This is a genomic window from Flavobacterium helocola (assembly GCF_038289885.1).
In the GTDB taxonomy this organism is placed as follows: Bacteria; Bacteroidota; Bacteroidia; order Flavobacteriales; family Flavobacteriaceae; genus Flavobacterium; species Flavobacterium cheniae.
Genome location: NZ_JBBYHT010000001.1, coordinates 514,389 through 532,029, shown reverse-complemented (window position 1 = coordinate 532,029; position 17,641 = coordinate 514,389). Strand labels below are relative to the sequence as shown.

Genomic DNA, 17,641 nt, shown 5'->3' with positions numbered 1-17,641 from the left:
TTTATTTAAATATAAAATTATTCCTAAAATTGATAATAAAAGAAATAAATTTTCAATTGAAAGCAATATAAACTCATCTGCTAAAGAAAAGATTTGAAGTATCAATAAACCAATTACTACAAAAAAAGGCAAACTAACATGTGGAGTTGGAATGCAAATAAAAAGAAATAGTAAAATGGACAAGTATTTCAAATTAATACCATTCATAATTATTTATACTCTTTCACCGCCTCAACAAACGCCTTAGCATGATCCACAGGGATATTTGGTAAAATACCGTGACCTAAGTTAACGATGTATTTGTCTTTTCCGAATTCGTCAATCATTTGATGTACCATTTTTTTGATGGTTGGAATAGGAGAAAGCAAACGACTTGGATCGAAATTTCCTTGTAAAGTGATATCACCACCAGTTAAATAACGAGCGTTTCTTGGTGAACATGTCCAATCTACTCCTAAAGCTGATGCTTTTGATTTTGCCATGTCGTTTAAGGCAAACCAACAACCTTTTCCAAAAACAATTACTTCAGTTTCTTCGGCTAAAGCTTCCACAATTTGGTTAATGTATTGCCAAGAAAATTCTTGATAATCTACTGGAGAAAGCATTCCGCCCCAAGAATCAAAAATTTGAATTGCATTACAACCTGCTTTTACTTTTTCTTTTAAGTATAAAATCGTGGTATCGGTGATTTTTTGCAATAATAAGTGTGCCGCAACTGGGTTTGAAAAACAAAATCCTTTAGCTGTATCAAAGCTTTTAGAACCTTTACCTTCTACAGCATAACAGAAAATCGTCCATGGCGAACCCGCGAAACCTATTAATGGTACTTCGTCGTTCAGCATTTCTTTGGTTAGTTTTACCGCATCCATCACGTAACCTAACGTTTCATGAATATTCGGCACAAAAACTTGATTTACTTGTTCAGCAGTACGAATTGGATTTGGAATTATCGGACCTAAATTGTCTTTTAATTCAACGTGAATTCCCATTGCGCGCGGCACCACTAAAATATCTGAAAATAAAATGGCAGCATCTGGTTTTACAATACGAATCGGTTGAACCGTGATTTCAGCAGCTAATTCTGGAGTTTCGCAACGCGTGAAAAAATCATATTTATCGCGCAAGGCTCTAAATTCTGGTAAATATCTTCCTGCTTGACGCATCATCCAAACAGGTGGACGTTCAACTGTTTCCCCTTTTAATGCTCTTAAAAATAAATCGTTCTTAATCATTTTTTATGCTTTATGCTTTAAGCAATAGGCTATAAGCGTTTATAATATTTTATTACTTCGGTAATTACATTTTCAACTGTTGGTTGTGCTGCAATTACAATATTTTCTGTTTTGTTTTCTAATGCTTTTGCGGTGGTGGTTCCAATGCAAAAACACGTTTTATTTTCTATTGTGTTGTTTTCTAAAAAACTATTTACGCCAGACGGGCTGAAAAACAAAACGCCGTCATATTCTTTTTTTATGTGGTGAGGTTTCAGTTTGGTTTCATATACGATAATTTCGTTGTGTGCGATTTTGTTTTGCTGAAAATAATTTGGAATCGTATTTTTCCTAATGTTTCCACAGAAGAAGGTAAACGAACTGCTTTTGTATTTCGAATCGATTATTTGAATCAAATCTTCGGCATAATCAGCACTTTCTAAAACGGTGAATCCTTTCTTTTCGAGAAAATTTTTGGTTTTACTTCCCACACACAAACAAGAAATGGTATGAACGTTTTTTAAATCCGATTTTAAAACACTTTTCACCGCTTGTTTACTTGTAAAAACTAAGTAATCATTTAGTTGAGGTGTTTCAAATGAAATGGATTTGGTTTGAATAAAATTCTTTTCTACAAGTTCAATTTTAGCATCAGAAAACTTCTTTTTTAATGCTTTTGAAAGTTTTTTTGTAGATAGAATTCGATTCATTTTAGCTTCTAATTTGGTGTTCTTCTTGTCCTAAACAATACGTTTCAATGTCTTTATTAAATCCGTAAACTACCAAAATATCATTTTCTAAAACAACAGTATCTGGAGCTGGACGACCGATAGATTCTTTTATAATTGATTTTTTACCAATTAAATTACGTTTTTCTCTTTTGCGAATAATTGTAATTAGTGTTAAATGATATTTATCGATTGAGTCTAGTTCAGCTAATGTTTTTCCGTAGAATTCTGGTTTTGCTTTTACTTCTGAAATCGTAAAATTATCATCTAATTGATAATTTTCTAAAGTTGATTTGAAGTTGATTTGCTTGGTTAATCGGTCTGCCGATTCTTGCTCTGGGTGAATAATGCTATAAATTCCCATCGCCTCTAAAACCGTATCGTGAATAGGAGACAAAGCTCTACTGATGATTTTTACATCGCTCAATTTTTTAATAATTGCCGTTGTAATGATGGCAGCACCTTCGTTTTCACCAATGGCAACTACAACTTTATCTGCGTCTTTTAAAGGCAAAGCTTCATACGATAATTCGTTTGTTGAGTCTAAGGCAATTGCATGTGAAATTTTATCTTTGATAAGATTAATTTTTTCGATGTTTTTGTCTACACCAATTACTTCGTTTCCTGTTTCAGTTAAGCTGATTGCAAGCGACATTCCGAAGTTTCCTAAACCAAATACTATAATTTTCATTTTTGGTAGATTAGTTAATTAATATATTTTCTTTTGGATATTCGTAGAATTGATGATTCATTCTTCGTAATAATCCAACCATTAAGTTGAGCATTCCAATTCGACCAATAAACATACAAGCAATCAAAACATATTTACTTGGTTCAGTTACAGTTGGTGTGTAATTTAAGCTTAATCCTACTGTACTATATGCTGAAAAACATTCAAAGGCAACAGTTAATAAAGGCGTTCCTTTTGGTTCAAAAATTAGCATCGCTACAATTGATATTCCAATTGTTATTAATGAGATACATAAAATGGCAAAAGCACGAGAAGTTGATTCCGATGAAATTCTTCTTCCAAATAATTGAATTCTGCTTTTTCCACTGGCAACAGCAAAAATATTCAAAGTTGCTAATGCAAAAGTACTCGTTTTGATACCACCGGCAGTAGAAGCTGGCGAACCACCAATCCACATTAAAAAGATAATGAACAACAAAGAAGGAACGTTCATTTTAGTAAAATCTACTGCATTAAATCCGGCAGTTCTTGGTGTTACCGAATTAAATGAAGCCGCTGTGATTTTTCCAAAAATGCTATCGTGCTCTAATAAGGTGTTGTTGTATTCTGAAATAAATAAGAAAATAAAACCACCGATTAATAATACTAAAGTAGTGTAAATTACAATTTGAGTATTTAAAGTGATGATTCGAACTTTTTTATGAATAATGTTTTTATCAAAAAATTCTAAAACTTGAGTTTTAATTTTTTGATAAAAATTAAAGACTATGTTATGACCTAACCCGCCAAAAATAATTAATATCATAATAACCCATTGCAAGAAATAATTGAAACGGATGGCACCATCATATAAATTACCTTGCAATAAAGAAAATCCAGCATTACAAAATGCTGAAATTGAATGAAATATTGAAAAGAAAAATTTATTCTCGATAGCATTGTTATCAATAATAGAGGTATATACAAAAATTGCTCCAACAGCTTCAATTCCAATAGTAAAAAGCACAACATTTAGTGCTGCTCTAAAAACGTCTCTCATACCATCGTGTGCAATAAAATCTTTAGTATTTAATCCCTCTTTAAATGAAGAACTTCCTCTAAAAAAGAAAGCAAAGAATGAGGTAAAAGTCAAAATTCCGATTCCACCTAACTGGATTAAAACTAAAATAATTGATTGTCCTACAACAGTGAAAGCTGTAGAAGTATCAACAACTGCTAAACCAGTAACACAAACAGCACTAGTTGAAGTGAAAAGTGCGTTGGTAAAGGTAATTCCGTTTGTGGTTGCACTTGGTAGCATTAATAAAAATCCGCCAGTTAGGGCTAAAATCATGAAACTCCCGACAAATACAATAGCTGGATTAAAATAAATATCATAAATATGACGCACTAAAACCAATAATCGCAATAAGAAATAAAATATGAGTCCGCCTTCTAAAATAGGTTTTACTTTTTGAAGAATATAATCAGAAGGGAAATCTAAGTTTAATATTGAAATTACAAAACAGGTTATCATTATCCCAGTTAGTAAAATCATATTTGCAAGTGCTACTTTTTTATTGCTTTTATATTTGTAGGTAAAAAACTTAAAAGCATTAAAAGCTAATAATCCTATCGACAATAAAATTAATCCTATTACATGTGGTGAATTGTAGTTTTCTTCGAAGTCATATCCAAAGTCAAATACAATAAAAAGTAATACGATGATATCAAAAAAGCGATACAAATAATTGAGTAATGATTCTTTCTCCATTTTGGAATAAAATTACTTTTTTAAATCACGACGAATGCTTTCCATCAAAGCTTTTCCACCGTTGTTTAAAATTTCTTCGGCACAATTTTTTCCGAAGTTTTTATAAGAATCAAAAGTACAACTTTTTTTGATTGTGTGTTTTTCTTTTCCGTCTAAAGAAAATAAAACACCTTCAAAATCAATTTTATCTAAGGTAAATGTTGCCAAAGCACCAATTGGAGCTGTACAACCACCTTCAAGTGTTTTTAAGAATTCACGTTCAATATGTGTACAAATTTCTGTTTCTGAGTGATTTAGTTTGGCTAATGCTTCTCTGCAAAAATCATCTTTTTCCATTGCCACAACAACCATTGCGCCTTGTGCTGGTGCCGGAACCATCCAATCTAAATTGATATAGTTTTCTGGTTTTAAGTTAATGCGTTCTAATCCTGCAGCCGCAAAAACAGCTCCGTTCCAATCGTTATCATGAAGTTTTTGCATACGCGTATTTACATTTCCACGTAAATCCACTACACTATGATTCGGATATTTATTCAACCATTGCGCTTGTCTGCGTAAGCTTCCAGTAGCGATAGTTCCGTTTGAATTTAAAAAATCTAAATTGCCTTTATGAACTAAAATATCTGATGTGTTAGCGCGTTGTAAAACTGCTGCTTGCACAATTCCTATAGGTAAAGCGGTTGGCACATCTTTCATAGAATGCACTGCAATATCTACTTGGCCATTTAACATGGCAATATCTAAAGTTTTGGTAAAAATTCCAGTGATTCCTAATTCGTAAAGTGGTTTGTCAAGAATGATATCTCCTTGCGATTTAACTGCTGTAATTTCGGTTTTATAACCTAAACCATTTAGTTTTTTTTGTACTGTGTGTGCTTGCCAAAGGGCTAATTCGCTATCACGAGTTCCTATTCGGATTGTTTTGCTCATTATTTTGCAACCGTTTCTAATTGGAAAATTTTTTCAATCCATTCAATACTTTCATCAACCATTGTTTCATCATCTTTTAAATGATTGGCAAAATGATTGGTGATTTTTTGAATTATTCTAGCTGTAATTAATTCGGCTTGTTCTTCATCAAAGTTAGCCAATTTTTTACGTTGAAAGTTTAATTCTCCTTCTTTAATTGTATTCAGTTTTGCTTTTAAAGCATGTATGGTAGGAGCAAATTTACGTTGTTTGGTCCAAGCAATAAATTCGTCTTTAATTTCGTCAATAATAGCTTCAGCGGCAGGAATATGTTTTTTTCTGTTTTCTAAAGTTTCATCTGTAATTTGTGAAAGTTCATCCATGTGAACCAAAGTAACACCTTCAATGTTTTTTACATTTTCGTTCACGTTTTTCGGAATCGATAAATCTAAAATTAGTAAAGGTTTTTTCAGATTTAAAATGGCTTTGTCAACTGTTGGATTTTGAGCTCCAGTTGCCACAACCACTACATCTGCTTTTTGAAGTTCTAACTGCAAATCAGCATAATCCTTGACTATAACATCTAGTTTTCTAGCTAATTTTTCAGCTTTTTCTTTGGTTCTGTTTATTAATGTGATTTGCTCGTGTTTCGTGTGTTTTACTAAGTTTTCGCAAGTATTTCTACCAATTTTTCCTGTTCCAAAAAGTAAAATATTCTTAGAAGCAATATCTTCTATATTTTTAAAAATGTATTGTACTGATGCAAAAGATACAGATGTAGCACCAGATGAAATTTCTGTTTCGTTTTTGATTTTTTTACTTGCTTGAATAACCGCATTCACTAATCTTTCTAAAAAAGCATTTGCTAATTCAAGTTCTTTACTTTTTACGAAGGCATTTTTTAACTGACTAATGATTTCAAAGTCGCCTAAAATTTGACTATCTAAACCAGTTCCTACACGAAACATATGTGAAATAGCTTCACTATTTTTGTATACAAAAGCTACTTTTTGAAAATCTTCAACTGTTCCCTGACTATTTTCGCATAATAATTTAATTAATTGAAAAGGGTGTTGAGCAAAACCATAAATTTCAGTACGATTGCAAGTTGAGGTTACAATTAGGTTATCAATACCTTCTGCCTTGGCTTGATGCAATAAGCTGATTTTAGCTTGTTCGTCCAAGCTAAATTTTCCTCTCATTTCAGCATCAGCTTTCTTATAACTTAAGCCTATGGCGTAGAAAGTTGGATGCTTCGCGAATGTATTGTTTTCCATAATATGTACTCTTTCCTAAAAGTTTAACAAAAATATATTTTACCTTTTTATAAAAACAACGCTCAAAGGACTTTTTGTGTCGCTTAAAGATATTTTAAGCTAATATTATCTTTTCACTATTATTTCTACTAAATTTGTAATGTCTTCAAGGGCTAACAATTGCTTTATGTAGAATAATTCTAAATAAGCATATTTGATATCCATAAAAGCATATACGAAAAAATGTCGCTAAGGGTTCTCTAATTAAATATATTATTACTTTGTGATGATAAAAAGTTGTTTTACATTTATATCTATATTTTTCTATGTGTCAATATTTGCACAAGGGGAATCTAATATTTGGTATTTTGGGATAAATGCAGGACTTAATTTTAATTCCAATCCACCAACGTCTCTTTTAGATTTGCCAATTGGTAGTATGTTTTCTTCTGAAGGTTGTTCTACAATAAGCGATAGCAATGGAAATGTTTTGTTTTATACAAATGGTGAGAAAGTTTGGAATAAAAATTTTCAAGTCATGTTTAATGGGAACAATTTGGCCGGACATAATTCTTCAACCCAATCCTCTGCCATCATTCCTTATCCAGGGACATATAATTTCACTGAAAACCGATTTGACAAATATTTTCTTGTTACCTTAGATGATTACACAGTACAAGCCCCAATTGCTGAGGATAAAGGTGTTCGTTATTCTGAAATTGATATGTCATTGGATAATGGACTTGGTGTTGTTACTCAAAATAAAAACATTCATCTTTTTGGAACAACTACAACTGAGAAAGTTTGTGTAGTGCCACATAGTAATGGCTGTGATTTTTGGGTTATATGTAAAGTTGTGGACAGTAATAATTTTTATTCCTATCATATTTCAAGTAATGGCTTTAATGTAAATCCTGTAATAAGTACTACTAGTTTTTTTGTTGATGCAAGACCAGGACAAATGAAAGTATCTCCAGACAACAAATTACTTTCTTATGTTGTACCTTCAAGTAGTAATTACGAGGGGCTTTATGTCTTTAACTTTAACAACTCTACAGGCTTAATCACCGAAAAATTTGCTGATACTAACGCTAACGAAAATCAGTATGGAACCGCTTTTTCGCCAAACAGCAAAGTACTATACAAATGTGCGGGTAGTAGAATATATCAATATGATGTGTCAACAACCACAAATAATGATTTTATTGCATCAAAAACAATTTTCATATCCTCAACTAGTGGTTTACAGTCTATGCAACTTGCTCCTGATGGCAAAATTTACATCGCAAGACCAATATTAAGTTCTTCTTCAGGACGTTTGGGCGTAATTAATAACCCTAATGTATTGGGTGAAAATTGTAATTATGTTTCTGAACAACAGGATTTAGGCGGACGTTTTTGCTTAGCAGGATTGCCTAACCAATTAAACAATCTAAAGCCTCATAATGGGATTGTTATAGAAAACGAACTTTGTAATAGCCTACAACTGGCATTGGAAAACAATAACAATATTCTTAATTATAATTGGGGATTAGCTTATGTAACTAATCCGCAAACGTTTATAAGTACTTCATTTGAAGCAACACCAACACTCAATATTCCGAACCAAAATGAGCAATACATCATTACTTGTACCATAGTTTCTGAATGTTATAGCAATACTTATCAGTTATTGTTTTCTCCAAGGAATACCAATTTAGTAATTCCGTCATTTAATCTTTTAACAAATACATATTGCCAAAACCAAACACCCAACCCTTTGCCGTTAACTTCAGTTGAAGGAATTGCTGGAACCTGGACACCAACCATAATTAACACAACAATTGTTGGCACATCGTCTTATACTTTTACTCCTAATCAAGGACAATGTGCTTATCAAGCTACTATTGAAATAACAATAAAGCCTAATATAAAAATTGATTTTCAGGATACAATCATTTGTGAAGGCACAACTATTAGTTTTCCTAGTACAAATGGTGTTGATGGCACATGGTATCCTACAAATATTAATACCACTCAAAATGCAACTTACACCTTTACTCCTATTGACAATTGTGGGCAATCTTCAACTTGGCAAGTTATTTTTTTAGAAAGTCTTTCTGATTTAAGTATTTCAACTTTTAATAATACCGTTATTGTAAATGTTGTAAGTTCTAATAATATGCTATTGTATCAATTAGATAATGGAAACTTTCAATATTCAAATATATTTGAAAATGTAAGCTTTGGTTGCCACACAATAAAAGTTACTGATTTATATGGTTGCACAGAGCTTTCTTCTTCTGTTTTCATTTTTGATTATCCTAAATTTTTCACACCAAATAATGACGGATATAATGATTATTGGAATATCGTCATAGAGAACACTGATGCTGATTTGTATATTTTTGATCGTTATGGGAAATTATTGAAAGAAATTAATCAAAATGAAATTGGTTGGGATGGAACGTATAATGGGAATAAACTTCCTTCAACAGATTACTGGTTTGTATTAGAATATGATGAATGTGGTGTTCGAAAAACATTTAAATCGCATTTTGGTTTAATGCGATAATGTTAAGATAACAACAATTGCATTGTTATTGTTTAAAAACAACGCTAAAAGAACACTTTTTTTTAAAACAAGATATTTTGAATTCTTTCATTTTTGTCGTTATTTATTTTTAGATTTGTAATGAAATAAGGTGTGCTAACAATTTTATTGATTAGATTCAGTCAAATTATCATATTTGATTTTTATAAAACGGATATAAAAAATATCGCTATGGGTTCTTTAGAAGAAATAAAAATTGAAAATGAATTTATTTTATTACGTTTTCAAAACGATAGTAACGAAACAATTAAAATTGAAAGACCTGTAAGTCAAGGTCTAATACAGTTTCATTTTGGAATCAAAGGAAAGGGAAAATTTATTTTTAATCAGGGAAATTATGCTTTAGATTTAAAAGAAGAAAAGTCTCTTTTGTTTTATAATCCACAAAAAGAATTGCCTATTCATTTGGAATTAGCTCCCAATACTTGGGTGATTTCTATTATTGTTTCTATCAAAAAGTTTCATGGATTATTTTCTTCGGAAGCAGAAAACATCCCTTTTTTGAGTGATGAAAATAAGGATAAGAAATATTACAAGGAAAATGATATTAGTCCTTCTATGTCAATTGTATTGAGTCAAATTTTTCATTATAATTTAAATTCTTTTATCAAAAACTTATACTATAAAGGAAAAGGATATGAGTTGTTGAGCTTGTATTTTAACCGTTCAGAAGATCCAAATGCAGAGCAATGTCCGTTTTTGATAGATGAAGAAAATGTATTAAAAATAAGGAAAGCAAAAGATATTATTTTAAATAACATGGCAGAACCCCCTGGACTTCAAGAATTAGCTGACCAAGTGGGTTTAAATCTTAAGAAATTAAAAATGGGTTTCAAACAAATTTATGGCGACACCGTTTATGGATTTTTATTTGATTACAAAATGGATTATGCACGTCAATTGCTTGATAGCGGTTCATATAATGTAAATGAAGTAGGTTTAAAAATCGGATACAGTACAGGAAGTCATTTTATAGCGGCTTTTAAAAAGAAATTTGGTACTACGCCAAAAAAATATTTAATGAATTTGAACACTAATGTGTGAAACCAATTGATATCAATTTCGTATATCAAACTATAAATAAAAAAATGATAATTTAAAAAGTAAGAAAGCCAAATTAATTACTTTTATAAAAAAAAACAATTGCCACATGAAAGGAGTATTATTAGTAAATTTAGGATCACCAGAAAGTCCAACAGCCAAAGACGTTAAGCCATATTTAGACGAGTTCTTAATGGATAAATATGTAATAGATGTTCCGTTTTTATTACGTGCTTTGTTAGTTCGAGGGATTATTTTACAAACAAGACCTAAAAAATCAGCGGAAGCGTATGCAAGAATTTGGACAGATGAAGGTTCGCCTTTAATTGTGATTTCTAAAAAAATGCATCAAAAAGTGCAACAATTGGTTGATGTTCCAGTTGCCTTAGCAATGCGTTATGGAACCATGACCATTCAAAAAGGATTACAAGAGTTAAAAGATCAAGGGGTAACTGAAGTGATGCTTTTGCCTTTATATCCGCAACATGCCATGGCTTCAACTACTACTATTTTAGTTTTGGCTGAAGAATTACGTCAGAAGCATTTTCCAGAAATGACATTTACTAATGTTCCAGCTTTTTATAACAAGCCAGATTTTATTCAGGCTTTGGCAAATTCCATCAAAAAACATTTAGAAGGATTTGATTACGACCATTTATTATTTTCGTATCACGGAATTCCAAAACGTCATATTCGTAAAACAGATGTAACTAAATCACATTGTAAAATTGATGGTTCTTGTTGCAACACACCTTCGCCAGCGCACGAATTTTGTTACCGTCATCAATGTTATGAAACTACAAAACAAGTTGTAAAATTATTAGGAATTCCAGAAGGAAAATACAGCCAAACCTTTCAATCGCGTTTAGCTGGTGATAAATGGTTAACACCTTATACAGATGTTGAAATTAACAAAATGCCAGAGCAAGGAATTAAGAAATTAGCCGTAGTAACACCAGCATTCGTTGCTGATTGTTTAGAAACTTTAGAAGAAATTGCAATGGAAGCTAACGAACAATTTTTGCATCATGGAGGCGAGGAATTTATGGCAATTCCATGTTTAAATGATGAAGATGAATGGTGTGGAGTAGTTGCGAATTGGATTAAAGATTTTCAAATTAAATAGAAATGACTTCTAAATGGAACTTTACAACTACATAAAATCACTGCATTTAATATTTGTAATCACTTGGTTTGCTGGGTTGTTTTACATTGTTCGCTTATTTGTTTATCATGCCGAAGCCAAACAAAAATCACAACCTGAGCAAGATATTTTAATCAAACAATACCAATTAATGCAATACCGTTTGTGGTACATTATTACTTGGCCAAGTGCTATTTTAGCAAGTATTTTCGCTTTTTGGATGTTGTTTTTTACCGAAGTTGGAAAAGTTTGGTTAACCCAACCTTGGATGCATGTAAAATTAGCTTTTGTGTTTTTATTGTATTTGTATCATTTAAAATGCCATCAAATTTTTAAGCAATTGCAAAATAACGAAGTGAAACATTCGGGAAATTTTTTCAGAATTTGGAATGAAGGCGCTACTATAATACTATTTGCAGTAGTTTTTTTAGTAATTTTAAAAAACGCAATCAATTGGATTTATGGTGTTGTCGGAATTTTTGTTTTTTCGATTTTAATTATGCTTGGATTCAAATTGTATAAAAAAATAAGAGAGAAGAACCAAAACAATTAATGGATAGAATTTTTAACATCAAAAATCTTTCACTTCGAATAAGAATATTTCTATCCATGATATTCTTAACACTTATTGCGTCGATACTTATAGCTACTGTTTCTATTTATCAATTTAGAAAAGAAGCAAAAGAATACCATCAGGATCGTTTAGAACGAAAAGAAACTGCAATTGCTGAACATATAAATTATGTGTTACAGAACACAAGTTTTGAATTAACTACTAAAAATTTAAAATATATTTTTAGAGATAAAATTACAGAAATAGCGGATGTTCACAGTATGGAAATCAATTTGTTTGATTTAAAAGGAAATTTATTAATTTCATCAAGAGCTATTTTTAAGTTAGACAAAGACAAACCAAAAATAAATCCTTCAACTTTAAAAATTATTCAATCTTCTTTAGATAAAAGATATATAGAGTTTTCAAATGTTGACGAAAAAACCTTTCGTTCTTCTTACTCTTATTTAAAAGATAATAAATTTAAGCCACTTGCTATTTTAAATTTACCCTATGAAGAAGATGCTGATTTTTATGACAATGAAGTTCAAAATTTCTTAATTCGTTTTGGACAGGTCTATACTTTTATGTTTTTTATTGCCATTGTACTTTCTTACTTTTTATCAAGTTATATTACAAAATCATTAAAAATCATTAGCGATAAAATTCAGGAAACTCAATTAGATCAACGTAATGAAAAAATTGTTATTGAAGATGGAAGTAAGGAAATCAACTTATTGGTCCATTCCTATAATAATATGGTGGATAAATTAGAAGAAAGCGCCACTATTTTAGCACAAAGTGAAAGAGAACAAGCTTGGCGCGAAATGGCAAAGCAAGTTGCCCACGAAATCAAAAACCCATTAACACCTATGCGATTAACGGTGCAAAGTTTTCAGAGGAAATTTAACGCAAACGATCCAGATATCGCTAAAAAACTAGACGATTATACAAAAACTATTCTTCAACAAATTGATACGATGAGCGCCGTTGCAGGAGCTTTCTCAAACTTTGCAACCATGCCAGCGCAACAAAACGAAACGTTAAATGTGGTGTATATTGTTAAAATGGCATTGGAAATTTTTAATGAAGATTTTATTCAATTTTCAGCATTAGAAGATGAAATAATTGCCAAGTTAGACCGAACCCAATTAATTCGTGTAATCACAAATTTGGTAAAAAACGCCATTCAATCCATTCCAGAAGAGCAAGAGCACAAACTGGTTTTTGTAACCGTTTTTAGAGAAGATAATCATGTAAAAATTGCAGTTAAAGACAATGGAAAAGGAATTTCCGAAGAAAATGCAGCTCGAATTTTCGAACCAAAATTCACCACAAAATCAAGCGGAATGGGACTTGGTTTAGCAATTATTAAAAATATTATCGAAAATTACCACGGAACAATTACATTTGAAACAGAATTAAACATAGGAACCGAATTTTTGGTTTCTTTCCCAATAAATAAACAATAAACACACTATAATGGAAAACATTTTAATTGAAAAACAAGACAATATTGCGGTTATTACCATTAATAGACCCACAAAATTAAACGCATTAAACAAAGCTACAATACAAGAATTACATGATGGTTTTAAAGCGTTAAACGAAGACAAATCAGTAAAAGCGATTATCATTACTGGAAGTGGCGAAAAAGCATTTGTTGCCGGAGCAGATATTTCAGAATTTGCCAATTTTTCAGTAGAAGAAGGCGGGAAATTAGCCGCTGAAGGACAAGCTTTATTATTTGATTTTGTACAAAATTTAAGCACACCAGTTATTGCAGCAGTTAATGGATTTGCTCTTGGTGGTGGATTAGAATTAGCAATGGCTTGTCATTTTAGAACAGCTTCAACAAATGCAAAAATGGGATTACCAGAAGTTACTTTGGGTGTGATTCCAGGTTATGGAGGTACACAACGTTTAGCTCAATTGGTTGGTAAAGGTCGTGCTATGGAACTAATCATGACAGCAGGAATGATTGATGCAGAAACGGCTAAAAATTACGGATTAGTTAACCATGTTGTAGCCCAAGAAGAACTATTAGATTTCACAAAAGGTATTGCTTCAAAAATTGCAAATAATTCAAGTGTAGCTATCGCAAAAGCAATCGAAGCAATTAATGCCAATTTTGAAGACGGAACGAATGGTTATGAAGTAGAAATTAAAAACTTCGGTCTTTCTTTTGGAACCGAAGACTTTAAAGAAGGGACAACCGCATTTTTAGAAAAAAGAAAAGCAATATTTCCAGGGAAATAATTAAGTATTCAGTGTTCATTTTTAAGGAATTTGACTGCAAACAATTAAAAATGAACACTTTTTTCTATTCCTGACCGTCCCATTCGGCATAAAACTGACCTAAAAAAGTTACCATAAAATTATGACGCTTTTGAGCAATTTTTTTACCTGTTTTGGTGTTCATTTTGTCTTTTAGAAGCAATAATTTTTCGTAAAAGTGATTCAAAGTAGGTGATTCACTATTTTTGTATTCTTCCTTATTCATACTCATGTTTGGTTGAATATTCGGATTGTATAATGGACGATTTTTGAATCCTCCATAATTAAAAGTACGAGCAATCCCTATCGCGCCAATCGCATCTAATCGATCAGCATCTTGTACAATTTCTAATTCTTTGGAATTGAATTTCTTTTCGAAATTCCCGCCTTTAAAAGAAATATTTTCAATAATAGCAATTACATGTAAAATGATTTCTTCTTTTACATTTTGCGATTCTAAAAAAGCACGAGCTGTTTTTGGGCCAACCGTTTCATCGCCACCATGAAATTTTGAATCAGCAATATCATGTAGTAACGCACCAAGCTTAACTACTATCAAATCGCAATCTTCGCCTTCTGCAATTAATAAAGCATTTTTATAGACGCGTTCAATGTGAAACCAATCGTGACCTCCTTCTGCATTTTCTAATTGTTGTTTTACAAAAAGTATAGTGTTGTCTATTAATGTCATATCCGATGATATAAAAAATTCCAATCTTGTGTAAAATTGGAATTTAATTTTTTTAGAATTTATAAGTTTATCTAGCTAAAGCCGGTTCTACCCATTTGAAAAGTTGTCCTTCTGCAGGAACTACTAAACGTTCAGAAATTTTTGCCATACGAGCTGGTAATTTCATTAGATAATCACGTGCTTTTTCAGCTTCATCTGAAAGATTACCAATTTTATCAATTTCCCATTTCTCATTTAATTTTTGAAGAATATCCACATAATCCATCGCAGTGTAAACGCCTAAACGCTGAGCTGATTCTGAGAATTTTTCAAAAGCAGTTCCAATACTTTCACCTGATTCTCTAATCAAATGAGCAGGCATCGTAATTTTTTTCTTCATCATGTATTGAAACGACAACATCATTTCGCTAGGATCAACTTCAAAAATACGTTTTACAAATTCGCTATACGCTAAGTGATGACGCATTTCGTCTCCTGCAATTAAATTACACATTTTGTGTAGTTTTTTATCACCATATTTTTTAGCAAGTAACGCTACACGATTGTGAGAAACATACGTTGCTAATTCTTGAAAACTGGTAAACACAAAGTTTTTATACGGATCTCTTCCTGTTCCGGGATCAAAACCATCGTTTATTAAATGTTGCGTAGTAATTTCAACTTCACGCATATTTACTCTTCCAGAAAGATAAAGGTATTTGTTTAAAACATCGCCATGACGGTTTTCTTCCCCGGTCCATTGACGTAACCATTTTGCCCAACCATTATCTCCGTTTTCTCCTTTTTGAGTAACGCCTTCTACATCCATTAACCAAGTTTCGTATGTTGGTAATGCTTCTTCGGTAATGGTATCTCCAACTAAAGTAACCCAAAAATCATAAGGTAAATCTTTAGCTATTTCACGTAATTCTTTTACTTCTTCTAAAAAATTTTCTTTTGAAGAATCAGGAAGTAAATCAGTAGGTTGCCAAATTTTTTCGACAGGGATTAAGAATTCTTCCACGAAGTTATCCACTTTTTTTTCCAAAAATTGCATTACTTCCAAGCGGACGTTTTGTATTGACATGGGGTTATATTTTAATATGTTTTGTAATTATAGTTTCGGTTTTTTCTAAAATTTCTTCAAACGGATGTTCTGAAATTTTCATTGGTTTATGAATGGTAAATTCTAAACGAGTTCCTAATCCGAGAGGAAAAGTACCAAATTTAGTCATTTTCCATGAATTATTTATGGTTATTGGCAAGAAATAAGCGTCTGGCGCAAACTTGTATAGCATTTTTAAACCATTCACCGCGAAAGGTTTAGGTGTTCCTGTTTTGCTTCGTGTACCTTCTGGAAATATTACAACCGAGTAATTATTGTTATTTACTAATTCTGCTACTTTTTTAATTTCAGGTAACGCTTGTTTTGGATCTTTTCGGTCAATTAAAGCCGAACCACCATGGCGTAAATTATAAGAAACACTCGGAATTCCTTTTCCAAGTTCAATTTTACTTATAAATTTAGGATGTACTTTTCGCAAAAACCAAATAATAGTGGTGATATCGTGTAAACTTTGATGATTGGCAACAATAATTAAAGGTTTGTTTTCAGGAACATTTTCCATCCCTTTAATATGATAAGTGGTGCCAAGTAAATGCGCAGTTCTAACTAAGCAAAAGTTTAAATAAGCAACACTAAGGCGGTGTGCATTGTATCCAAAAAGATTAAAACAAACCCATTGAATCGGATGAAAGATTAACAACCAAATAAAAAAAACTAATGTGTATAGTATTGAAAGTGGGTATGAAAGAATTTTTTCCATGTAAAAACCAATTTGGGCAAAAGTAAGCTATAAAATAAAAATCCACCAATGTTTTGGTGGATTTTATTCTATGCCAGCATAGTATAATGCTTATATTTTTAGTCTATAATTGTACAATCGCCGTTTATACAGTCAATATTATTTGGAGGACTTACTACCATACAATCAGAAACTGCTCCTGTTTGTATATTGTATTGATGATCCATTTCATTATATTCATTGACTAAGTTTTCTAATGTAGTTTGATTTACTGTATTTGGAAAAACCAAAAATTCTCTAGGTCCACCACAAGGCTTAGCACCAAAAGCGATGTAATTACAATTTGATGTGTTGGTACACGAAAAACTGTTAATATAATCAAGAATCTCTTGTTTTTTTTCAATCAATTGTTCAGGTGTAATTTCCGAAACATTTGACTCATTTTCATCACATTGAAAACTTTGCAATAAAATTGACAAAAGCAAAATTCGAACTATAGTTTTCATAATCTTTTTTTTATAAGATTCGAAATTCATAAAAAGGTTGCGCCAAAAAAAATTATTAGCAAAATTCGTTGTAAGCGTCTTTTAAATTTTCAGCAATTAATTCTGCTGGGCGACCTTCGATATGATGACGTTCTAGCATGTGAACTAATTCACCATCTTTAAACAAAGCCATACATGGCGATGATGGAGGAAAAGGAAACATGTGTTGGCGCGCTGCATCAACAGCATCTTTGTCAACTCCTGCAAAAACAGTTACTAATTGAGAAGGTTTTTTAGCGCCATCTAAACTCATTTTTGCTCCTGGACGTGCATTTCTTGCTGCACAACCACAAACTGAGTTGATTACTACTAACGTAGTTCCTTCGTTTTTTAAAGCATTTTCTACTGCTTCAGCACTATATAATTCTTGAAAACCAGCTTCTGTTAATTCAGCACGCATTGGTTTTACCATTTCTTCTGGATACATAATTTTTATGTTATAAGTTAACGAGTTGCAAAGTTACA

Annotated in this window: 17 protein-coding genes; 6 read left to right on the top strand and 11 right to left on the bottom strand. The window is 31.7% G+C overall.

Going from position 1 to position 17,641, the window contains the following annotated elements:
- Positions 1-209: 209 nt before the first annotated feature.
- From hemE to hemA, 6 genes are read right to left on the bottom strand one after another with little or no spacing between them, the layout of a single operon-like run.
- On the bottom strand, positions 210-1,232 hold the full coding sequence (gene hemE, locus AAEO58_RS02520) for a uroporphyrinogen decarboxylase (protein ID WP_341681668.1): 1,023 nt from the start codon (positions 1,230-1,232) through the stop codon (positions 210-212).
- A gap of 29 nt (positions 1,233-1,261) precedes the next feature.
- The gene (locus AAEO58_RS02515) at positions 1,262-1,921 is read right to left on the bottom strand and encodes a uroporphyrinogen-III synthase (RefSeq protein WP_341681666.1); all 660 of its coding nucleotides are present in this window, start codon (positions 1,919-1,921) and stop codon (positions 1,262-1,264) included.
- Between the two features lies 1 nt (position 1,922).
- Complete coding sequence (locus AAEO58_RS02510; protein ID WP_341681663.1) at positions 1,923-2,630, bottom strand: potassium channel family protein; 708 nt, start codon at positions 2,628-2,630, stop codon at positions 1,923-1,925.
- A 10-nt stretch (positions 2,631-2,640) separates the two neighbouring features.
- A complete protein-coding gene (locus AAEO58_RS02505) occupies positions 2,641-4,383 on the bottom strand; it encodes a TrkH family potassium uptake protein (protein WP_341681661.1) in 1,743 nt (580 codons plus the stop codon).
- A gap of 12 nt (positions 4,384-4,395) precedes the next feature.
- Positions 4,396-5,316 carry a hydroxymethylbilane synthase gene (gene hemC, locus AAEO58_RS02500; protein ID WP_341682355.1) on the bottom strand — a complete coding sequence of 307 codons (921 nt, stop codon included), beginning with the start codon at positions 5,314-5,316 and terminating at the stop codon, positions 4,396-4,398.
- Positions 5,313-6,569: a glutamyl-tRNA reductase gene (hemA, locus tag AAEO58_RS02495; protein ID WP_341681659.1), complete on the bottom strand. Its 1,257-nt coding sequence runs from the start codon at positions 6,567-6,569 to the stop codon at positions 5,313-5,315. The genes hemC and hemA overlap by 4 nt, the downstream gene beginning before the upstream one ends.
- A gap of 307 nt (positions 6,570-6,876) precedes the next feature.
- Here hemA and AAEO58_RS02490 point away from each other — a divergent pair, with 307 nt between their 5' ends.
- The 6 genes from AAEO58_RS02490 (at position 6,877) to AAEO58_RS02465 (ending at position 14,138) form a co-directional block, all read left to right on the top strand.
- Entirely contained in the window at positions 6,877-9,102 is a 2,226-nt protein-coding gene (locus AAEO58_RS02490; protein ID WP_341681657.1) for a T9SS type B sorting domain-containing protein, read from the top strand.
- A 210-nt stretch (positions 9,103-9,312) separates the two neighbouring features.
- Positions 9,313-10,185 carry a helix-turn-helix domain-containing protein gene (locus AAEO58_RS02485; RefSeq protein WP_341681655.1) on the top strand — a complete coding sequence of 291 codons (873 nt, stop codon included), beginning with the start codon at positions 9,313-9,315 and terminating at the stop codon, positions 10,183-10,185.
- A gap of 106 nt (positions 10,186-10,291) precedes the next feature.
- Complete coding sequence (gene hemH, locus AAEO58_RS02480; RefSeq protein ID WP_341681653.1) at positions 10,292-11,308, top strand: ferrochelatase; 1,017 nt, start codon at positions 10,292-10,294, stop codon at positions 11,306-11,308.
- Between the two features lie 13 nt (positions 11,309-11,321).
- Positions 11,322-11,879 carry a CopD family protein gene (locus tag AAEO58_RS02475; protein WP_341681651.1) on the top strand — a complete coding sequence of 186 codons (558 nt, stop codon included), beginning with the start codon at positions 11,322-11,324 and terminating at the stop codon, positions 11,877-11,879.
- 56 nt (positions 11,880-11,935) lie between these two features.
- Entirely contained in the window at positions 11,936-13,351 is a 1,416-nt protein-coding gene (locus tag AAEO58_RS02470; protein WP_423972054.1) for a sensor histidine kinase, read from the top strand.
- Positions 13,352-13,361: 10 nt separating this feature from the next.
- Positions 13,362-14,138: an enoyl-CoA hydratase/isomerase family protein gene (locus AAEO58_RS02465; RefSeq protein ID WP_341681648.1), complete on the top strand. Its 777-nt coding sequence runs from the start codon at positions 13,362-13,364 to the stop codon at positions 14,136-14,138.
- A gap of 64 nt (positions 14,139-14,202) precedes the next feature.
- On the opposite strand, the gene AAEO58_RS02460 is transcribed toward AAEO58_RS02465, so the two are convergent.
- From AAEO58_RS02460 to AAEO58_RS02440, 5 genes are all read right to left on the bottom strand, one after another.
- On the bottom strand, positions 14,203-14,847 hold the full coding sequence (locus AAEO58_RS02460; protein WP_341681646.1) for an HD domain-containing protein: 645 nt from the start codon (positions 14,845-14,847) through the stop codon (positions 14,203-14,205).
- 67 nt (positions 14,848-14,914) lie between these two features.
- The gene (locus tag AAEO58_RS02455; protein ID WP_341681644.1) at positions 14,915-15,913 is read right to left on the bottom strand and encodes an acyl-ACP desaturase; all 999 of its coding nucleotides are present in this window, start codon (positions 15,911-15,913) and stop codon (positions 14,915-14,917) included.
- Between the two features lie 4 nt (positions 15,914-15,917).
- Positions 15,918-16,652, bottom strand: coding sequence for a lysophospholipid acyltransferase family protein (locus AAEO58_RS02450; RefSeq protein ID WP_341681642.1), 735 nt, complete (start codon positions 16,650-16,652; stop codon positions 15,918-15,920).
- 98 nt (positions 16,653-16,750) lie between these two features.
- Positions 16,751-17,137, bottom strand: a complete 387-nt coding sequence (locus AAEO58_RS02445; RefSeq protein WP_341681640.1) for a hypothetical protein — start codon at positions 17,135-17,137, stop codon at positions 16,751-16,753.
- A 55-nt stretch (positions 17,138-17,192) separates the two neighbouring features.
- Positions 17,193-17,603 carry a BrxA/BrxB family bacilliredoxin gene (locus AAEO58_RS02440; protein ID WP_324067334.1) on the bottom strand — a complete coding sequence of 137 codons (411 nt, stop codon included), beginning with the start codon at positions 17,601-17,603 and terminating at the stop codon, positions 17,193-17,195.
- Between the last annotated feature and the right edge of the window lie 38 nt (positions 17,604-17,641).